20 protein-coding genes are annotated in these 19,731 nt (G+C 61.0%); 4 read left to right on the top strand and 16 right to left on the bottom strand.

Annotated elements, in window-relative coordinates; translation table 11 throughout:
• Positions 1–93: 93 nt before the first annotated feature.
• A complete protein-coding gene (locus C7T96_RS19375; RefSeq protein WP_106572910.1) occupies positions 94–852 on the top strand; it encodes a Crp/Fnr family transcriptional regulator in 759 nt (252 codons plus the stop codon).
• 201 nt (positions 853–1,053) lie between these two features.
• On the opposite strand, the gene C7T96_RS19370 is transcribed toward C7T96_RS19375, so the two are convergent.
• The 6 genes from C7T96_RS19370 to C7T96_RS19345 all read right to left on the bottom strand — a co-directional run bounded on the left by C7T96_RS19370 (position 1,054) and on the right by C7T96_RS19345 (position 4,715).
• Positions 1,054–1,302, bottom strand: coding sequence for a hypothetical protein (locus tag C7T96_RS19370; protein WP_106572909.1), 249 nt, complete (start codon positions 1,300–1,302; stop codon positions 1,054–1,056).
• Between the two features lie 102 nt (positions 1,303–1,404).
• A complete protein-coding gene (locus tag C7T96_RS19365; RefSeq protein ID WP_106572908.1) occupies positions 1,405–1,917 on the bottom strand; it encodes a DNA starvation/stationary phase protection protein in 513 nt (170 codons plus the stop codon).
• 111 nt (positions 1,918–2,028) lie between these two features.
• Complete coding sequence (locus tag C7T96_RS19360; protein WP_106572907.1) at positions 2,029–2,373, bottom strand: DUF883 family protein; 345 nt, start codon at positions 2,371–2,373, stop codon at positions 2,029–2,031.
• An 86-nt stretch (positions 2,374–2,459) separates the two neighbouring features.
• Positions 2,460–3,254: a PhzF family phenazine biosynthesis protein gene (locus tag C7T96_RS19355; RefSeq protein WP_348627259.1), complete on the bottom strand. Its 795-nt coding sequence runs from the start codon at positions 3,252–3,254 to the stop codon at positions 2,460–2,462.
• Positions 3,255–3,320: 66 nt separating this feature from the next.
• Positions 3,321–4,004, bottom strand: a complete 684-nt coding sequence (locus C7T96_RS19350) for a class I SAM-dependent methyltransferase (RefSeq protein WP_199190522.1) — start codon at positions 4,002–4,004, stop codon at positions 3,321–3,323.
• Between the two features lie 114 nt (positions 4,005–4,118).
• Positions 4,119–4,715, bottom strand: a complete 597-nt coding sequence (locus C7T96_RS19345) for a LysE family translocator (protein WP_106572905.1) — start codon at positions 4,713–4,715, stop codon at positions 4,119–4,121.
• A 684-nt stretch (positions 4,716–5,399) separates the two neighbouring features.
• Between C7T96_RS19345 and C7T96_RS19340 the strand changes: the two genes are divergently transcribed.
• Positions 5,400–5,585, top strand: a complete 186-nt coding sequence (locus C7T96_RS19340) for a hypothetical protein (RefSeq protein WP_245414185.1) — start codon at positions 5,400–5,402, stop codon at positions 5,583–5,585.
• A 280-nt stretch (positions 5,586–5,865) separates the two neighbouring features.
• The gene (locus tag C7T96_RS19335) at positions 5,866–7,221 is read left to right on the top strand and encodes an integrase arm-type DNA-binding domain-containing protein (RefSeq protein WP_106572903.1); all 1,356 of its coding nucleotides are present in this window, start codon (positions 5,866–5,868) and stop codon (positions 7,219–7,221) included.
• Positions 7,222–7,279: 58 nt separating this feature from the next.
• On the opposite strand, the gene C7T96_RS19330 is transcribed toward C7T96_RS19335, so the two are convergent.
• The 5 genes from C7T96_RS19330 to C7T96_RS19310 form a co-directional block, all read right to left on the bottom strand.
• Complete coding sequence (locus C7T96_RS19330) at positions 7,280–8,008, bottom strand: hypothetical protein (RefSeq protein ID WP_106572902.1); 729 nt, start codon at positions 8,006–8,008, stop codon at positions 7,280–7,282.
• Positions 8,005–10,986 (bottom strand): TrlF family AAA-like ATPase, encoded by a 2,982-nt coding sequence (locus C7T96_RS19325; RefSeq protein ID WP_106572901.1) that lies wholly within the window; start codon positions 10,984–10,986, stop codon positions 8,005–8,007. The genes C7T96_RS19330 and C7T96_RS19325 overlap by 4 nt, the downstream gene beginning before the upstream one ends.
• Positions 10,987–11,001: 15 nt before the next feature.
• Positions 11,002–12,030 carry a nucleotidyl transferase AbiEii/AbiGii toxin family protein gene (locus C7T96_RS19320; protein ID WP_106572900.1) on the bottom strand — a complete coding sequence of 343 codons (1,029 nt, stop codon included), beginning with the start codon at positions 12,028–12,030 and terminating at the stop codon, positions 11,002–11,004.
• Positions 12,023–12,616 carry a DUF6088 family protein gene (locus C7T96_RS19315; protein WP_106572899.1) on the bottom strand — a complete coding sequence of 198 codons (594 nt, stop codon included), beginning with the start codon at positions 12,614–12,616 and terminating at the stop codon, positions 12,023–12,025. Before C7T96_RS19315 ends, C7T96_RS19320 begins: the two co-directional genes overlap by 8 nt.
• Positions 12,617–12,758: 142 nt before the next feature.
• Positions 12,759–13,490 carry an AbiV family abortive infection protein gene (locus C7T96_RS19310; protein ID WP_245414184.1) on the bottom strand — a complete coding sequence of 244 codons (732 nt, stop codon included), beginning with the start codon at positions 13,488–13,490 and terminating at the stop codon, positions 12,759–12,761.
• A gap of 74 nt (positions 13,491–13,564) precedes the next feature.
• On the opposite strand from C7T96_RS19310, the gene C7T96_RS19305 reads away from it, so the two are divergent.
• On the top strand, positions 13,565–14,725 hold the full coding sequence (locus tag C7T96_RS19305; protein WP_106572898.1) for a hypothetical protein: 1,161 nt from the start codon (positions 13,565–13,567) through the stop codon (positions 14,723–14,725).
• On the opposite strand, the gene C7T96_RS19300 is transcribed toward C7T96_RS19305, so the two are convergent.
• The 5 genes from C7T96_RS19300 to C7T96_RS19275 all read right to left on the bottom strand — a co-directional run bounded on the left by C7T96_RS19300 (position 14,722) and on the right by C7T96_RS19275 (position 19,262).
• On the bottom strand, positions 14,722–14,955 hold the full coding sequence (locus C7T96_RS19300) for a hypothetical protein (protein WP_245414183.1): 234 nt from the start codon (positions 14,953–14,955) through the stop codon (positions 14,722–14,724). The two genes, C7T96_RS19305 and C7T96_RS19300, sit on opposite strands and share 4 nt — an antisense overlap.
• 361 nt (positions 14,956–15,316) lie before the next feature.
• Positions 15,317–16,042: a DUF6602 domain-containing protein gene (locus C7T96_RS19290; RefSeq protein ID WP_106572897.1), complete on the bottom strand. Its 726-nt coding sequence runs from the start codon at positions 16,040–16,042 to the stop codon at positions 15,317–15,319.
• Complete coding sequence (locus tag C7T96_RS19285) at positions 16,039–16,524, bottom strand: Mov34/MPN/PAD-1 family protein (RefSeq protein WP_106572896.1); 486 nt, start codon at positions 16,522–16,524, stop codon at positions 16,039–16,041. Before C7T96_RS19285 ends, C7T96_RS19290 begins: the two co-directional genes overlap by 4 nt.
• The gene (locus C7T96_RS19280; protein ID WP_106572895.1) at positions 16,517–18,244 is read right to left on the bottom strand and encodes a ThiF family adenylyltransferase; all 1,728 of its coding nucleotides are present in this window, start codon (positions 18,242–18,244) and stop codon (positions 16,517–16,519) included. Before C7T96_RS19280 ends, C7T96_RS19285 begins: the two co-directional genes overlap by 8 nt.
• A 4-nt stretch (positions 18,245–18,248) precedes the next feature.
• Positions 18,249–19,262 (bottom strand): nucleotidyltransferase, encoded by a 1,014-nt coding sequence (locus C7T96_RS19275; RefSeq protein WP_106572894.1) that lies wholly within the window; start codon positions 19,260–19,262, stop codon positions 18,249–18,251.
• Positions 19,263–19,731: the final 469 nt, after the last annotated feature.

Here is a 19,731-nt window from a genome sequence, read left to right as displayed (position 1 = left end):
TGCCGTTTGCGGCGCGCGCTGTCATTTAAAAAAGACACGACCCCGCACCGGCGCCGTTGGCGGCGTGGATAGGCGTGCATCAGGGGGAGTGCGATGGCAAAAAACGGCAAGCTGATCGCTCCGCGCACGAAATGTTCGGCCTGTCCGCTGCGCAAGCGCGAGCATTTTCGCGATTTCGAGGCGGACGAGCTCGATTTCGTATCCACCTTCAAGACGGGGGAACTGACGGCCGATGCCGGTGCGACCATCCTGGTGGAAGGCACCCACAGCGCCCATTTGTTCACCGTCCTCGACGGCTGGGCCTTCCGTTACAAGATCCTCGACGACGGACGCCGCCAGATCCTGAACTTCATCCTGCCCGGCGATCTCGTCGGCCTGCAGGGGTCGCTGATGGGGGAGATGCAGCATTCGGTGGAGGCGCTGACGCCGCTGACCCTGTGCGTGTTCGAGCGCGCACGGCTGGCATCCTTGTTTTCAGGCTATCCCGATCTCGGCTTCGACCTGACATGGATCGCGGCGCGCGAGGAGCGTATTCTGGACGAACACCTGTTGAGCCTCGGCCGCCGGTCGGCGCTCGAGCGCGCGGCCTATCTGCTGGCTTTCCTCAACCGGCGCGCGCGCCTCGCCGGCCTGTTCGACAGCGGCCGCAAGAAGATGCTGCCGGTTTCCCAGCAACATCTGGCCGACACGCTCGGCCTGTCGATCGTGCACACCAACAAGACCCTGCGCAAGATCGCCGCGCGCGGGCTTGTGCGCTGGCTCGACCGCGGCTGCGCGGTCTTGGACGAGGACGGACTGTGCAAGATCGCGGGCTGGAGCGATCCGGTTGGCGGCAAGCGCCCGTTCATCTAGCCCCGGCTGGCTTTCCGCGAAATCGCAGACCGGCCCTAACTCATTGTTCTAACGCGTTTGCGAACGGCGAACCGGCTTCCACTTCGCCTGCAAACGCCAAGCCTGGCCGTTTGCAGCGGCCAGGACAGACGAATGCCCGGCGGCCGTCCGGTCGCCGCCGGGGCGTTGATGGGCGTCGACAGGCATCGATCACGGCAAACGTCAGAGCGTCGCCGCGCCCTTGTCCTCGCGCGAAACCGTCTTGACCCCGAGCCGCTGCAGGGCGAGCTCGATTTCGTGCAGATCGTCGTTCAGGCCGTCATCGGCGATCATATCGGCCTCGGTCGCCGCGCGCTGCCTGTCGCGGGCCTCGCGGCGCAGCGCCTCCAGGCGTGAAATCCGCTCGTCCCGGCCCAGGCTCTCGTCGGCCAGGATGGCGCGCATTTCGGTTTGCATCGCTGTCTCGCTCATGAGTTGCCTCGCTGCTTCCCGTGGATCGGCGCCCGCGCCGCGCAGGGTGCGGGCGCGGGCGGTGTGGTTTTGACCGGCGCGCACCGAGCGCGGCCCGGTGCCTCAGTCGGCGACGGTCGCCCGCAGCATCCAGATCGCCTTCTCGTGGAAGGTGAGGCGCTCGGTCAGCATGTCTTCGGTCACCACGTCGTCGGCGTCGCCGGCCTTGGACGCCGCCTTGCGCAATTCGCGCGCCGCCGCCTCGTGATCCTTGATCAGATCCTTTATCATGGCGATCGCGGAGGTGTGATCCACATCGCCCGACGCGGGTGCGAAGCCCGCCGCCTTGCCGAGCCCGGCCGGGGCCAGGTGACCGAGCGCCCTGATCCGCTCGGCGATGACGTCGGTGGCCGAAAACAGCGCGTTATAGTGCTCCTCGGTCAGGTCGTGCAGCGGCTTGAACAGCGGCCCGACGACGTTCCAGTGATAAAGATGGCTCTTGACGGTGAGCTGGTATGTCGATGCCAGGATCGACGTCAGCGCTTCGGCCATGTCGGCGCGATAGGCGTCGTCGAGGCCGGTATTGATCTGTTCCTGATGGGCTTCCGGTTTCAAAACCGTGGCGACCTGGGCCATGTCTGTCTCCTTTCATCTTTCATCGAGCACGCAGACCGCGCGGATGCGGCCTGCCGACGGGATTTCGAAAACTATGCGGCCGAATGCGCCGTCGGCGCGGCCGCGCGCCTGCTACGACCGCTTGGCAGCGAGGGCGAGCAGGAAACCGGCGCCGGCCGCCAGGCCGAGCGCGCGCCAGGGGCTGCGCTTGACGCCCGCCTTCAGCTTGCGCTCAAGCAACTCGATGTCGGTGCGCAGCATATTGACGGCTTCATGGGGCAGCGCGGCGACCGCGTCGCCCGTGCGAGCCACACGGCTTTTCGCCGTGCCGGCCGTGTGCGCCCCGAGCGCGCCGATCGTCTTGGCGAGTTCGGAAATGTCGGACTTCAGCTGCGCGATCTGCTCCTCGAGCTGTTCGGCCGAGGGGGGAGCGGAGCCGTTGCCGGTTCTGCTGGCGGCGCTTCTGGATTGTGCCATGTCGTGCCTCCTTTCGCCCTTGAAAACGCCCGACCGGCACGAATGTTCCGACCGGACGCAACGGCGACGTTGGCGGTGACGCGTGGTCAAAACCCGGCGCCGTCGCCGAAATCGATCTCGGCCGTCATGAATGTCACGGCCTGGCCGGCAATCAACACCCGCTCGCCGTCGAGCAGGCAGGCAAGGCGGCCGCCGCGCCGCGACGCCTGGAAGGCCGCCAGCCGCGGCTTGCCGAGGCGTTCGGCCCAGTAGGGCACAAGCGTGGCGTGGATCGAGCCGGTCACCGGATCCTCGGGAATGCCGGCGCCGGGCGCGAAATAGCGCGACACGAAATCGTGCGCGCCGCCCTTGGCGGTGATCGCCAGGCCCATCGGGAACAGGCGCGCGATCCGGGCGAGGTCGGGAACGAAGCTGCGCACCGCCGTCTCGTCCTCGAGCTCGGCGAAAATGTTCTCGAAATTTCGGAAGACCGCGACGGGCGCCCGGTCGAAGACCCCGTCGAGTGCGTCCGGCAAGGCCGTCAGCGGTTGCGGGTCGAAGCGCGGCAGATCGAGCCGGTAGCCGTCCTCGCCGCGGGTCACGCGTAAGGTTCCCGCGCGCGTTGAAAAGCGCAGCGGCCCCGTCGTTGGGCGCCGGCTGAAAAGCACATGCGCGGTCGCCAGCGTGGCATGCCCGCAAAAATCCACTTCGTGAACCGGGCTGAACCAGCGCAGCTTCCAGCGCTCCGGCGACCCGTCCGGGCAGGCGAACGCCGTTTCGGCCAGATTGTTCTCGTCCGCGATCGCCTGCATGAGCGGGTCCGGCAGCCAGCGTTCCAAAACCAGGACCGCGGCCGGATTGCCGCCGAACACACGGTCGGAGAAGGCATCGACCTGATACATCAACATCGCCGGTGTTCTCCGTGGTCGCGGTCCAGCCATGCCAGGTCGGGGAGCGGTTTCATAGGCTCACGCCGCCCGCGACGTCGCGCCAGGGCCCGGGCCGGCGGCCCGTCTGCAGATCAGGATCAGCGACAGCGGATCGCCGCCATCCGCCCCCACCGGCTCGACGATCTCGACCACGGCCAGCCCGGCCGTGCCCAGTTCGCCGGTCCACGACGCAAGCGTGCGGAAGTACCAGGGCATCGCGTCCCAGGCCTCGCCGCCGAGAGCGGCGAAGGTCTCCGTTTGCCAGCCGTCGCGATAGCGCCCGCCGGGGCGGCTTTGCCAGGGATGCAGGGTCTGGATGACGATCGCCCCGCCGGGCGCCAGCGCGGACGTGAGCGCTGCAAGCAGCGGCGAGAGGGCCTGGCCGAAAAGCGCGAAATTGCAGGCGATCAGGTCGACCGCCTCCGGCAGGCGCGCGGGCTCGGCGATGATCGCCTCGTAGGACAGGTGGAGATAGGTCGAGCCGGGGTCGAGACGCCGCGCGGTCTCGACCAGATCGCGGCTTCCGTCGGCGCCGACGACCCGGCAGCCCAGGCGCTCGACGAGCGCCCGCGTCAGCCAGCCCTCGCCGCAACCCAGGTCGAGCACGCGCCGCGGCCGCAGCCGGGCGATCGTCTCCACCATCGCCCGGTCGGTGCCGGCGCGTCTGCTTGCGATCCGGTTTCGGCGATCGCCCGCGACCACGCGCCGGCATTGCGCTCCCAACTGCTCGCGATCTCCCTCTCCCGATCGTACGTCATCGGCAAATCCCGGTCTCGCCTCGGCGGGCGGCGGCTGAAAACCCGCCCCCTCGCGCGGGGAGCGGCCTGGCCGCGCAGCCTATCGCAGCATCATCCAGACCGCCACCGCGGCCAGAACGGTGGCGAAGATCAGGTTGATCGCCCTGGAACTCGATTCCCGGCGCAGGCGCGCCGCGATGCGCTCGCCGACCGCGGTCCAGACCAGGAAGGCGGCGAGATTGTTCAGGGTGAAGACGGTGGCGATCCACAGGACCAGCATGGTGCGATTGCCCTGCGCCTCGCTCAGGAACTGCGTGAACATCAGCGCGATGATCAGATAGGCCTTCGGATTGAGCGCCAGCAAAATGACGCCGTCGAGGAAGCCGGCAGGGCGGGCTTCCTGCACGCCCGCGATGAGGCCGGCCCGCAAAAAGGTCCACGCCAGAGAGAAAACGTAGGCCGCGCCGACCCATTTTATCGCCAAGAAAAGCCCGGGCGCGTGTCGGATGGCGACCGCGAACCCGAAACCGATCGCAACCGTCACCAGCCAGGTTGCGACATGGTAGCCGGTCGTGGCGGGCAGGGTGGCGCGCACCCCGTAGCGCGCGCCGTAGGCGGCAAAAAACATGTTGCCGGGGCCGGGACTGTAGGCGAGCGGGAAGAGAAAGACGACAAGCGCCACCGTCAATTCGATCATGCAGGAAGCCTCTTGAGACGCGAGCGACCCTGCGACGGCGGCGCGCACCCTGCCACCCGTTTCCTGCGAGCCGCCACAGCGGCGCGTCGCCACCGGCAACAAGCCGGGTGGGACCTTGCCGGAACTATTTGTTGGAAGTGATCGAAAGACGGAAACACTTCCCCTTGTCGATCGGCTCGGAATCGGGACCCTGGGCCGGCGTCCGAACGGGCCCCTTTTAGGCGCGAGGGTGAGCGCCCGACCGGAGGGATCTGGTCGGGGTAGCGCGGCCCGGAGCATTTCAGCGGAAGCCATGACCAGCTAACTGATGAGCGTCTCGAGAGATAGGTGACGAAACGTACCGGACACATGGGTAACACTTTTGGCTTTGCCGGAGGTGTTGATGCCGTGGAGAGAGAGTTCGGTTATGGAAAAACCTGTCCGCTTCGTTGGCCGTCTTCTGGACGGCGAGGGCATGAGCGCTGTGCGCCGGGCATTGGGCATTTCACGCGAGACCGGCGACGGCCGCTACTGTTAGCCCCCTGACGGTCACCGACCAGGTTTCGCGCATGACCCCGCCTGCGAAACCTTCGAAAGCACGAAGGAGTAGCCGGCACTCGAAACCTTCCTGCGCCTTGTTCCGGGAACGCGGCCTACCCCTTCCACGATAGGGACATCCTCGTCACCGCCTGCGGCCGCATCTGCATGGCAAGAAAGACGATCAACGTCTCGACCGTGCTCGCCGGCCAGAGGCTCGGCATCAAAGAAGTCGACGACGGCATTTGGCTCGTCAGCTTCATGCACTATGATGTGGGATATATGGACCTGGAACAGAGGACCTTGCAGACCATCGACAACCCGTTCGGCACGAGGTTGTCACCCATGTCTTAGGGACAATCTGTTACCCATGTCTCCGGGTCGTACCTGGCGGTACCTGGCGCACCCGACAGGATTCGAACCTGTGACCTCTGCCTTCGGAGGAAATATGTCTGTCTTTCCGAAAAACACGATAGAATGCGCTACGGTACGCTAAGCCTCTGACTTTCATTGCATTTTCAGATCATCCTGCCGCAAGCTTCTATCCTAACCTACGCTCTGATTTCCGTCCGAGTGCTTACGTGGTGCTTACGTGGCGCTTACGCGAAGTCCGAGCCCGGAAAGGAGACACGACATGGCACGGATCACGAAGCGCACGGTCGACGCCGCCAAAACCAAGGCCAAGGACTACGTCATTTGGGACGACGAGCTACCGGGGTTTGGACTGCGCGTGTTCGCGTCAGGGAAGCGCAGCTACGTCATCCAGTATCGCGCGGTCGGTCGGTCGCGACGTTACACGATCGGCTTGCATGGCATTTGGACGCCGGAAACAGCGCGACGGGAAGCAAGGATACAACTCGGCAAGGTCGCGCAAGGTGAAAACCCCGCCGAAGAGAAGCAGGTCAACCGAACCGCGATCACCGTCAAAGAGCTGTGCCAACGATACGTTGAGGACATGAATGCGGGGCTGGTACTCGGAAAGAGCGGTCAGCCCAAAAAGGCATCAACGATCGGCACCGACATCGGCCGCATTAACGGGCACATCATCCCTCTGTTGGGGAAACGGCGTGTCCAGGATTTGACCCGAGCCGACGTCGCGAAGGCGATGAATGACATTATTGCAGGGAAAACCCGCGCGGTTCGCAAGAGCAAGAAGCTACGCGGAAAGTCGATCTTGAGGGGCGGAACTGGCACTGCGGCCAAGGCGATATCGCTGCTCGGTGCTATCCTGACTTATGCAATCAACGCCGGGATCATAGAGCACAACGTAGCCCACGGGGTGCGCAAGCCGAAAGACAGAGTGCGCGACCGTCGTCTTACTGAAAACGAATACCGGACGCTGGGAGAGATGCTCCGCGAAGCCCAAATGAACGACAAATACAGCATGACCGTCGAGATCATTCGCCTGCTGGCCCTCACGGGCTGCAGGCGAAGTGAAATCATTGGGTTGCTGTGGGCTGAGGTGGACACTGACGGAAGCTGTCTGCGGCTCACTGATTCCAAGGAAGGCGCATCCACTCGTGCCATTGGCCTCCCGGTTGTGGATTATCTCGATCAACATCGGAAGGACGCGCTCTCCACTTACGTCTATCCAGGAACTCGCGGAGGCGAGGCTTTCGGCAGCTTTCCCAATCACTGGAAGCAGATTTTTGATGGCTCACCGCTCGCCGGGATAACACCGCACATTCTCCGGCACAGCTTTGCTAGCGTCGCGAATGATCTCGGCTTCACCGAGGTGACGATCGCGGCCTTGGTCGGCCACTCCAAGGGAACGGTCACGAGCAAGTACATCCACTCGCTCGACACAGCACTGATAATGGCCGCGGACACAATTGCCGGATATGTCGAAGCGCTTCTCGACGGCGTGGAATTCCGGGGAACGGTCCATGCACTCGACAGGAATTCCCGCCGCGCGGCCCTCGACCAGTTCCTGCAAAACGCGAGCGATCAGCATGCTGAACCCCCGGAAGCCAAGCTCCGCGCGGCATAACCTGGTGGTCGATAGCGCAGCCGACTTACCCGTAGCGTGAAGACAACCTACACCCGACCTACTTGGTAGTCGTCGCCTGAGGCAACCAATGGCGTTGTTCGCGCTCCCGAGCGAGCTTCGCCACCAGGCTTGGGTGCTTTCGCTCAATGCTCTCGTTGTAAATGTATTCAGCGTCGCGCCAGAACTCGGCGATCGCCTCTACGAATTCTTGCAGACTCTCGACGGGAATATCCATCATTGCGACACTGGGGGCGACTTCCGGCCCCGGTAAATGCATCTCAGTAGGCATCGGCGGAACCGGTGACCAGAAATCCGGACACCGCTTCGATAACTCGATTGCCGATGCACCATCTCCGTGACGACATGCATTGCCGAGATGCTGTAGCGTATCCAGTGTCTGGTAGCTTGGAAAATTGTCGAGCCCAATTCCTCGCAGATCGCGGAAATGTTTCTGCAGGTCTTTCCAGTCGGCCCGCGCAACTCGATTTTCAAGCGGTTCATCCGGTCGGAGTTCCTTCGCACAACCCCGCAGATATGCCCTGAACTGACGCTCCCAGATCGACTGGACAGACAGCCCGAATGCAAGCTTTGCCTCTCGAAGGACATCCTCCATATCGGCTTGCGCGAACACATCGCCGGGAGAGTGGCTTCGGCCAAGCGCGCTGATCTTTTCTTCGAGAGTTGCGATTGCCGGCACGATGACGTCCTCAAAATAGGAGCGGATTGTCATGTCATGCTTCGAGGCCTGCACGTCCGCGTAGCAGTTCGTCCAGCGGAATGGCGTCATCTCGAAAGCCTGACGCGCAATCGTCTGGCCCTCTCCTGGAATGCGTTTTCACCGCCTTCGAGAATGTCGCAGACCAGCTTGCGTATCGCGGCGTTTTCCAGCCCACCGGATGTATAGGTAATCGGAGGCAGCGAGCCATGCGGATGTGGTCCCGCTTCGGCGATGATGATCTGGTCGGCGTCAGTGTTGATCACCAGGTTCGCATTGTGGGTCACCATAATGACCTGACGATGCGACTTCGCTTCGATGAAGAGATGCACCAGTTCGTCAAAGACCGATTTCGGGTCGAGATTTTCTTCAGGCTGGTCGATCACCAGCGGCCGATCGTCATTGTCGTCGAGGCCGAGATAGAGAAGCAGGAGGACAATGCCGCGCGTACCCGGAGAGAGCTTCCGGATATCAACGCCATCATAGTCAATTCCGTAGCGGATCTCGATGTGGTCGGTGCCAAAGAGCCATTGGGCAAACCGTTTTGACCATGCCCGAAATTCGGCCTGCTCCGTGCGCGGAACCGGAGAATGGTCGAGGAGATCGCTCTGGTAGAGCCGTCGGAATTCCGCCATCGCTGCGATCACGCCAGCCGAATCTCCAGTCTCCCAGGCTTCCTTCAGCACTTCGTTGGCTTTCTGCACCAAAGTGCCCTTGCCGCGGAACGACCCGACCTTTCTCAGGTCGATAAGCCCTTCCTCGGCTTCTGTCGCCCATTGTTCGACATCCGCGACTCGAGCGACGGAAAAGGACAGCTTCCGCAAAGTCCCGGACGACGATGCGAGCCGCGCCATCAAGGGGGCATAGAGGTCCTCGAGAACCTCCTGTTCTGCGACCAGCGCGTCGAATGCCCTGCCATAGGCTGCTTCACGATCAGCCTGCAACTGACGGGCGCGTTCCTTCGCGCCCTTCGCATCGTTCAACTTCTCGGTCAGCGTCTGCAGTGCCGCCGTTTCTGTCGCGATATTGGTAGACAGGGTGGCATACCGGCGCTGTGCCTCCTTGTCGGCATTCACCAGCTTTTCGAGGCGCGCCATCTCCGCATTCAAAACAGCCTGTGTCAGCGTGGTGAGATCAATATCGTCCGCAAAGTATGGCGTGTCTGGGTCGCCAGGTGGGGGCGGTGTTCCTTTCAGTTCACCGATCTTGCCGTCGACCCACTTCACGTAACCAGAGAGATTGTCATCCACCGGTCCGGTATAGTCCAGCAGGAAGGCAGCCCATTGTTCATCGGACATGCCGCTATGCTTATGACGCGCCTGAGTCTGGCGAAGTGTCTCAGGCGCCTGGTTACGACGTAGGTTTGCGACTTCGTCCTGCATGGCGAGAAAAGTCTGTCGCTGGCCCGTATACTGCCTCAGCTTAGTGCGGATCTCGTTTGCCGCTCCTGCCAGTTCGGTGTGCCGCTGCGCCCGCTTCTCACTCCCCTTCGACACGAGCTTTGCGCGATCCGCCGTATATGCATCCACCAGCTTCTTTTTCTTGGCGACCTCCGCCTCGTAGGACGCGACGAGCTTTTCTTTTTCAAGTTCGGTGGCGATGCGATCCGAAATTTGCGCGACCGCTTCCGCTTCCCTTTCACGCGCGAGCCGATGACGTGATGCGCGCTGTTCCAGAAGTTCCCCGAAATCCAATGCGCCATCACGACTCTCTTCCGGATGTGCCTCAAAGATGACGCGTTCAATTTCCCGAAGGAGCTCGTCAGTGAGGCCACTTGAGGAGCATAGGTCCTCCACGAATTGCTGTGAGAGGTAGCGCACGCGCTCATAGGCAAAGGGGCCGTTGGCATCGGAACCGTCAAGCGCGCGTGTTTCCGGATCTCCCGCCGCCCAGTTGACTGTCACCTTGCCGGAACCAACGAGGGGTCGTGCCCGTACGAGGAACGAGGGATTTGCCCATTCATCCGCGTTCCAAGCCTCATCGGGAATCGAGTCGCAGCCGGCCGCGATCATGTCCGCCAGGGCTGTCTTGCCGGAGCCACGCGCACCGATGATTGCGACGAGCCCGGGATTGAGCGGAATCACCGGCGTCGTCATCCATGGCGCATCGGCAACCTCGATGCCTGAGATTACCTGCGACGGTGTTGCCGACGCCGGCGGCTCAGCGCCGACATAGGACCGACCGCCGGGGTCGATGCAGGCCTGGCGCAATGAATCAAATTCGAGACCGCCTTTGATCCATGAAAACCGATCGCCGAACGGCGAGGCAACATTATCGAGATCGTGAGCATCACTCCCGTGCAGGCAGGGTTTGAGGCCGCCATATGTCGCGCGGATCTCATCCGGAGACATCGATGGCTTGCGCCCAAGCCAGAATTCCCGTTGCGCCTCGCTGCTTGCGAAAATGACATGGGCGAACCCCTCAATCTCGCGCCGGAGTGTCTGGTCGGCAGCTTCACGCACGCCTGATGTGCCATCGTTCGATCCGCCGGCCACGCCGATCAGGATGTTCTTCTTTGCCCATCCGCTCTCGGCGTATACTTCGCGAAGCTGCTGGAAATTGACCTTGAATTGGCTTGCGCCGTATTCGAGCGCAGCGCCATCATCCGTAATCGCCGGATCAGCCTTCTTTCCCAGCCTGATGAGGTCGGCTCGCGTACAATCAAAGCGGTCCTCCATCACGTTGAACTGCAAACGCGACAAGAGCCGCTGGAGCTCTTCGATATGGCTCGGGTCTTCCGGGCTGACGAACAAATGCAGATTGACGAATCCACCTCTCGCCGTCGCGACGTCCAACCTGACTTCCACATTCGGAAATATGAGCTGGGCGTTCTGCAACCTGCCGGCAGCTTTCTGCCGGATCACTTCCTCATAGGTTTCGGTGACGTAGTAGTCGGTGACTGCGATCGCCTCGATGGTCGGCGTCGCGTCTTCGAGAGCCGTGAGATAATCCTCCCACGCATTCGGCCCCTTGAACTGATTGTTCATCACCGTTCCGGGCGCGTGTATATGCGGCTCCCATCTCCGCCATTCCGATCCGCGATTTAGCATCCTCGCTCCCCCGTCTCATTCTTCTTGAGCGTCCACCGCCTCATTCGCCCGCACGGTCAGTATTTCGCATTGCTCCATCAGAGCCTCGAACGGTTCTGCGTCGTCCAGCAGCAATCCGTCCTCCACCATCTGCTGGTAATCGTCTTCTAGCGCAGCGCGTGCTCTCCCGTTCGGGACAAGCTGGAGTCCGCCATTGACGGCAACGCCATAGTCGATGCCCCTCCCATCGTCCGCCTTTTCCGCGAAGAACATGCTCTTGTGCCGGGCAACGGCGTTCGCGAGCGCGCGATCTGCAACTGCTGACGCGGCAAAGCCTGCGTCGTCAAGTCTGGCTACATCATGCCAATGTCGCGAGAAGCGTTCGCCACGCAGCCGCTGCTGCAGACAGAAGACATGCATGGCGGTCGCCTTTTCCCAATAGGTCCGTTCCGCGTGCATGACCCATGGTCGCGCGATCGGAAACTCGACCCCTTCGAGAACACCGGCGGCGTCACAGATCACGTCGCGTAGGCTTGCAGGTTCGCCTGTCGCCCTAGCGCCGAATTCCAGCATCACATGAGGGGCGACATAGCCCGACCCCGTTTCCATGGCCTCGTATTCGACAAAGAGCTTTTCGCCGTCTTGTCGGGTTTTGGCTGGAAACCCGCTCCCGGCAAGGGCCGTGGCAAGGATCGGCTCGACATCTCCGGCGATCCATTCCGGTAGGCGATGACGAACCGCTTTCGACCAACGCTTCTCTTCGCTGCGCGTTCTCGGCAGCGCGTCCCCATCCGTACCCACCAGATCGGGTGCAATAGCGCGAATGTCATAGGTGAGATCGACGTCTTCCGAAAATCTCCGGATAACACCGTAACCCTTCGACAGAGATGTCCCGCCCTTGAAAACCAAGTGCTTGCCCAGCGGCGATCCGTAGAGTGTAGCCAACACCCAAACGACCCAGACGTCTTTCTCCAAGAGGTGGGCCGGGCGGACCAGCCGGTCTGCCGCGACACCAAGCGCATCGCGGCGGTCTTGAACAGACAGATCAAAGAAGCTGTCAGCCATGCGCTACCTTTCCCACGCTGCGCGCGAGCCAGGTTGGAAACTGAGGGGCCGCCGCCACCAACTCGCTGAAGACAGAGGGAGGGAGCTTGCGCTTCAGGGTGTGGAGAGCGGCCTCGGCCTTTTCCGGCCCGAGCCAGGCAAGCGCCCGCACCGCCTGACCCGCTGGCCGATGCGGCATGGCGAGCTGCCAGCGTGGCGCGTGCCGAAGCTCGACGGTCTGCTTACCAAGGCTCATTTTCCGGGTGCGCCCCGACGTCAGATAGACGGATCGCACCGGCACCTGCGTCGTAAGTCCAAGGCTATTGGCGGCGGCCACACCGCTCGAGACAATTACCTCGCCCCGCTGGGTGGCGAGGGCCTCGACCGCCTGCTCCACGGAAGGCGCCCTGGTCCCGAACCGGCTCGTGACCGGCAAGAGGTAAACACCGCGTCCTGCCCGGGTCAGTTGCCCTCGCTCGGCCAATCGTGACAGGGCTTGGTCCACCGCGGCGCGGTTACCAAGGTGAAGCAAACACTTAGCTGCGACGGGCGTACCCTCCGGCAGCCTTTTCGCATGCTCAAGGATCTGTTCGGTCAAGCGCGGCATGGCAGTTCTCCTGTCAGAAATATACGTGGTTTTCTGACAGTTTTCAAGGCATGCCTAATGCGGCGAAGATCCTTCCGCGATCTCAGCCTGCCACCCTCGGAGAGCTCCCCATTTGAAGACGAGGGGGCGCACGACGTGGAACTTATCTCTTCAGCTTCTGCTTGCCCTCTTCGCGAAAGCCCGACAGCAATGTCTCCATCGCCCCCATCATGTCATCTGGCTTTTCTTCGCGCAGCTTTTCGGCCTGTTCGACGAAACCCGAGAGCAGGCCCTTCATTTCATCGGGAGCCTTCTCCAGACGTCGCAGCATGTTCAGCCCGTTCTGGGCATAGCCGAGAAACTCGGCGTTTCGCTGAGTAATCTCGGCCAGCATCTCGTTGGTGATGCGATCGCTCGGTGCGGCGAATTCACCGTCGACCCAGTCCACATACAGCGAGGCGTTCTTGGCGCGGTTTGACGTCTCGTGAAACTCGTCCTGGGTATGCCTGAACGCCTCCATGGCAGCCTCCCAGTCGCCACGGGCCTTCGCATCTGTTTCCGCCTCAGAGCCCTTCAGCATGTACGCATTGGATTTGTTCTTAGCCGCGTGACGCCCGAAAGCGGCGAGCACCTTCTTCTGATCGACTTCGAACCCAAGAACCAGGCTAACCGCCCAGGCGCCGAGGTTGTTGACCTTCGAGCATTCCTCCAGGGAGATCTGGTGGAGGCAAAGGGCACGCGCCACCGCGCCAGCTTTCGCCAGAAGCTCCGCCTCGTAAAAAAGACGCTCAGCATTATCAAATGTCTTCTCGGCGCCGCGGACGAGAACCTCCAAAGGCGCCTGGTCGCGTTTCTCAGCCTTCTCTCCCCTGTATTCTTGCTTGGTATCGTTCATTGTTGTTCCGGCGTGTTGTAAGCAGAAATACTTCAGCCATTACAGGCCTAAGCCCGCCGAGACAGGAATAACACATGACTGCTGCCGATTGGACGCCGGTATTCGTCCTGCCAAATATTCCTCTGGACGCCGCGATCGGCTGCGACATCGCGGCGCTCGCGCCCGCGAATGACCACCGCGTTGCGGCCCTCAAACGAACGCATCCGACGCTCCAGCGTTTCCTCAACCGTTTTGCCGACAACTTCGGACAGAAGTTCGAGCCCTCAGTCCTGATCCTGGACGCGGCCGCACCGCCCATCTTTCGCGACGTGGCGGCGCTGGCAAGCTTCCGCGATCTCATCGCGCTCTCGGCAATCACCCACGGCCGGGTGCTGGAGCTCCGACATCCGCGCGGGCACCGCGTCCTCTTCGGCGAGGCCTTCGCGATCTACCCCTGGATGCTCGACCGACACTATGAGGATGTGATCGGCAGCACGCCGGCCATCCTCGGCACGCATGAACTCTCGCGCTTCAAGGGCCAATCCTCGCCAGCCCTGTTCCGCACCTCACTCGGCGAAAGCGACATTGACCAACCGCTCCTTGCCGCGCTCATGGCGCGCTGGCATCGACGCTACGAAGCGGCAGAGCCCGCCTGGGAGGACGTCGCGCTGATGCGTTCGCTCAACATGGCGTATCACGCCTCCCTTTTGCCGGCCGGGACGGACACGACGTTCTATGACGTCGGGCGGGTCATCTCCCTCTGGGTCAGCGCTTTCGAGATTCTCGTGCACCCCGGCGGAAATGGCCAGGCCAACCGGGACAAGGTGTTCGAGATGATCGAGCGGACATGCTGGGCAAAGGCCGAGAGCGGCCGGCTCGCGCATGACACGGGCGGGAAGACCAAGGTAAAGCGCACTCTGGCATCCTGGCTCTACCAGATGCTCTACGAATGTCGGAACGACTTCCTTCACGGCAATCCCGTCGAGCGCGACAATCTCATTCTTACCACGCCGCAGCGGATGATCTTCGAATATGCCGCACCGCTCTACCGCATCGCACTGACCGCGTTTCTTCCGCTCACATACGACGTTCCGATGCCATCGGCCGAAGACGCGCACGCACTAGGTGGCTATATCGCCGATCGCATGGACTTCATGGGACCGCAGAAATCCACCGAGGAGGCGCTCCTGACCGCGACACGCCCACCAGCAGGCCGTACCGCGCGCCGCACCCGCGTCATTCCGCCTGCTCGCTAATCATCAACGCTGACGTCCGGCTCCGCGATCAACTCCTCCGCCAGCTCTGAAAGCCACGACGAGACATCCTCGATCCTCACTGCGCCAGCGTGAACCGTGTAGTATTCCCCAACCGTTCGAAACGCACCGCCAAAACGGTCCGCGAACATCTTCTGCAGCTTGTCATTCCGGCCCAGCACGCTCGACAGGGCACGGCCGCCCCGCAGGTCACCATGGATTCTGGAGGGCAAAGCCTTGCCCTGCGGCCGAGGCAGTAGTCTCGGTTGCCCCCTTCGAGCGGGGGATCCCACCGCAACGCCCCCTTTGAGATGGAGAGTGCGGATGGGTTTGCCGTGACGGGATGAGGACCGGAGGAGAGGCCCCCGGCGCGGAGACCCGCGATGTCCAGACACAACAGCTAATCCGGCGCCCGGCACGACGGGACCAATTTCTATTCCGAAATCGCCGACAGGATCATCGCCGACCTTGAGGCCGGCCGTGTGCCCTGCGCTCAGCCCTGGGGGATGTCGATGGCGAAGGCACCCCTTGGCCATCGAACAATGCCTCCACCGATCGCCAGTAGCAGATTGAAGATGTCCGTGTGATGCGAAGTTATTCCGCCAACCACTCGCTATAGGCCTGAATATCGATCATCGGAACGGTGCCGCTGAATTGAAGCTGGGAAATCAGCTTAAAAAGAAAGGCAGTGGCGGGTTTGCCGCCAGTATGCATGACATACTCCGTCGGATCTTCGTCCGTGTGGAAATAGCCGTGCCCGGCTACGCAACCGAAGTCTATTTTCCCCTCTCCCTGATCCTGCTTCAACGCGTCAAGGAGACTATCTCCGAGCCCAGGCTTCCAATCGCTTTCAAAGGTCAGCAGTCCACCATAGATCGGGATGAGCGGCTTCGCGGGATACGTGCCTCCTGCGTGCGGTATCGGCAAACTCGTTCGATGAAGCGCTCGCACGCTCCGAACCTTTTCCTGGGCGTACTGGACATGTTTCAGATTGGCCGATTGTTTCGCCTCGAAAACCGCATAGACGCTTTCCGCAGGAACTATGACTTCGCCCTCGTAGTGAAAAATGAATGGCGAATATTGGCGATCATATATGACAACATCAATCTGCTGACTGATTGTGCCTTCGCTGTCCACGACATGTGCCTTGTCCGATTTGTAGCGCGCCGGAAGATAGGTGTTGAAAAGCTCATTCCAAACCCGTTCGCTCGCGTCTCCCTTGGACACTGGGTGCGGCATTGCTTTGCGAATTGTTTCTAGACGATTTTGAATATCGTCGTGCAAGCCCGAGAGCACATCCTTCAGCGACCATTCGCTCATCTCTCGTCCTCCTCATCGCTTGTTGCGGCGTTACCCTCGGCATCTTCAATCTCAATCTCGCAATTCAGCTTATGTCCCGAAGCAAGATAGGTCGTAGCGCAGATGTGAAACCGGGCATCTCCGCCAAGCTTCACGATGATCAACACAAGGAAATTAACCGCCTCGCCCTGATCAGCGAGGAGTTGATACATGGTGGTCTCGTCCCGCAGGCTTGGCAGAGCCGGTACATTCGGATGGGAATGCCATTCGCCCAAGTAGTTGAACCGTTCCGGATTGCCGCCGAATTTCTTGTGCAGCGCCAGGATTTCCCTGCGTGCGGTTCCACCGCGACGATTGAACGTCGCCGCCGTCCCACCGAAGAAGCGCTGGCGCGTTGCTTCAGCGACGCGGAAGTCCCCTTCCGAAACCTGCTCGCCAAAGAGCACGCCGCCTATTTCCTTGCGCCCCGCCTTCTTGAGATCGGAAACCCAGCGTTCAATCATGGTTTTCGGAATCCGCAGTTTCACCGCTTGCACCCTGAAATAAGGATTTGATGAAGTCCGATTCTACTGCGGCCCCGGAAACCGGGGACAATGAGCTTCGGACTGGAGCATCTACGATGATGGGGCGCGCATCAAACGGGCCGTCGAACAGCCATCCCCGCTTTAACCCCACGAGATAGGCATGCGCATCGTATTTCGATGGCTCGGTATCGCTCAGCGTGTCGAGTGCAAAGGCGCTGATATGTGCAGCGAAAACTGCTACATCGGCATCTGCCGCCTGCATGGGTGCAGCCTCGCCGATGGAACCATCATAACCGCTCCCTGTCGCAACCGGCGGCGTCTCATCGCTGATCTCGTAATACTGGTTGATCACTGTGCGGATGTCATAAGGCGAAGGGTCCTTGTTGACCCTCGCCCTCGCCATTTCTCCGCCGACACCGCCAGCGTAAACAGCTCCCCAGAGAAAAGAACGATTGTGTCGTAGACTCAGGCTGGCCAGATGATTGAATAGGTCTGGATTGGCGGTGGCATCGATAATGACGTCACAGGAAGCGAGCGCCTGGTTAACATTCGCGGCTTCCTGCGACGAAACCTGCGCGCCAATCGCACTTCGCCAAACATCGACCTCAATGTCGCGACGAATGAGGCGCAGCCGATGCGCCGTCAGTTCTACCTTGTGACGACCTACATCCCGCCAATCCCCATCATGGCGTTGCAGATTGCCGATGTGCAATATGTCGCCATCGACCAGCTCAAACTGGCGAACGCCTGACCTTGCAAGTGAGACAGCAATCTTCGAGCCGAGCGACCCGAGTCCGACAATCCCGACCTTCTTCTTCCCGATATCAGCTGATGTGAGGCCCGATCGATCACCGTCGAATGGGGCAAGGACGGTTGTAAACGTCATGAGGTCATCATCATTCGCAAAATGGCAGAGCAACGTGAGCCCGCCCTCCGACCCGCGAAGCACAACCGCCCAATGCGCATCTTCCGCCATGGAGAGCCGATCACCGAGCAGATCGACCAGATTCTTGAACGTCTTGATCTTCTTCAGCACCGTGGTCGGTGTATCCGTTGCGAAGACAACACCCTCCTTAACAACACAGGTTTTTCGAAGCGCATCGGGCGCAAGGTTTTGTTTTACACCATTCACTTGGTCGCATATCGAAAGAATATGCGCCATGAATGTCCGGCCGCTGTAGGAGTCGATCCCGATCTCCAGCGGCAGTCCATCAATGTTGTCATCCGCCAACAAGAGGCGCGCCAACGGACCGATATAGAAACGTGTCACCTCGGACCGTAGAGCCAATGTTGCCGGGAAATCATGCGCTGACGGCGCATGGACAGGAGCTCCTTCGTCATCCGGCGCCTCGGTTTCAAGGAGCCGCCTTGCGCTTTCGATCATCATTGCGCCGGTTACGTCCGGCGTCCAATTGTCGTTGCGGATTTCGAGGCAGAGATCTCCACCGGCACCGTATTGATGACCGGAGAGCCGGGCGTCGCCGTCGGCAGGAACAATGCTCGGTGGTGATGCGGGGAAGGTGTTGTGATAGGTTAACTGGAGCGGATAATTCCCGCGCACGATCACGATGTCGAAGCCGAGCGTCAATCGCAATTGCTCATCCACGGACCAAACCGGGTTTTGAAACCAATCGGCGTCAAGCGCTTCAATGGCTTCACGTTCAATTCGCAATCGCGCCTGGTCGGTCAGCCACCACATGAGCCTAAGCGAATTTCGCAGGCCGTGCTGACGGCGCCGCCTGCGCACCGGTGAAGCTCAAGGGAGACATCGCGGCAGCAGCGCTTTTCGTGGATAGCCCGGATATTTTCGGTTTGGGAAACCGGTCGCCGAAGATCCGGCGCCAATAGTCCGTTGCCTTGTCCTGATCTTCTGCGGCCAGCGCTTTGGCGGCATCGTCACGGTGTTTTTCGATCTTGTCGTAGTAAGCGCAGAACTCTTCGTTCGTCACTCCGGCAAGTATGTCGCCTCCCGGCACAGCCGGATCTTCGAGAAACGGACATGTCCCGAACAACCGATCGTTGGCATAGGCGTCAAGAAATGATTGACACCAATTATGAAAGAGCTGGCCGTAGTTTGTCTCGGTCTCACTGATGTGCGGCGCGATGAGAGTTTCGAGCGCAAAACTCTTTGGATGCCGGGACACGGTCTTGTTCTGGCGACGCGCCCACTTCACCATGCGCGTCATCGGATTAAACCGACCCGAGCAACGTTCGTTTTGCGCTGCGGACCAATCCGTGTGCTCTACCGGGTCCGTCTTGTACCATTCCCCGGTATCGCGATTACCGATCCGAAAAAGGTTATCGTCCTGCCGATCAAGCAGAATCGAGACGTCAAGGTCTGCCTTGTTCATCGATAGAGCGATCGAACATCTGTTCCGCTTGATCGACGTGATACCGAGCTCATCGCGAGCCCGATTCAATGCGGCATACAATTCGTCCATGAGCTCTGCCGGATCAGAATCCCATGGAGTGCCGTCTACGACGGCATAGAGGTCCACATCAGGTCGCTCGGTCGAGCCGTTCTTTGTTCGTGGCCGAATGGCGGTGTAACGCTTGTACGAACCCCCCAGAAAGATCCGCTTCACCCTTTCTTTGAACTTGCCATCCTTGAGCAGCGCCGTCCGCACCGAGGTGTGAGCGCTCTTACAGTTCGACACGGTTGTCTCACTCGGGGTGATGTCCGTGATGAACTCGGCAAATCTGGCATTCGGCGTCATGGCGGCCTCTTTGTTCAGCTTATGTTCTTAGCATTTAGCACTCTATGCGCCCGAGTGCCAAGCCCAAATTTCACTATGTCTAGTAGTATACCCCGCGATAACCCCCCAAATATATCGAGAGCCGCTCTTCCCACCGCGGCGGCAACGGCCAAGCGCTCGGTTGCTGGACGTACGTCCGATTTCCGGCGAGGGACCCTTGGGCGCCGCTCAGTCAATTTCCGCTGGGCGGCCGCGCCGTGCACATGCCAAGCGATCGTCACGCACGGTCGCCAATCCCTGCATCGGCTTCCGACCCTTTCAGCCTTAGACCAATTCCTGGATCATGCCATTTCGGCCGATTTCGATCGGCGTTGACGTGCTCCCCTGAATGTACCCATTCATAGGCTAGCGCTGTTCACGTTGTGGTCCATTCGTGACCGGGTTGCAAATTCGTTCGGTGTGAGGCCCTCAAGGCTCGTGTGCGGTCGAT

Origin of the sequence: Nitratireductor sp. StC3 (assembly GCF_003015025.1) — a bacterium.
GTDB classification, from domain to species: domain Bacteria; phylum Pseudomonadota; class Alphaproteobacteria; order Rhizobiales; family Rhizobiaceae; genus Mangrovimarina; species Mangrovimarina alexandrii.
Note: the sequence above shows the minus strand (reverse complement) of the source record. Positions and strands in the feature narration are given on the sequence as shown.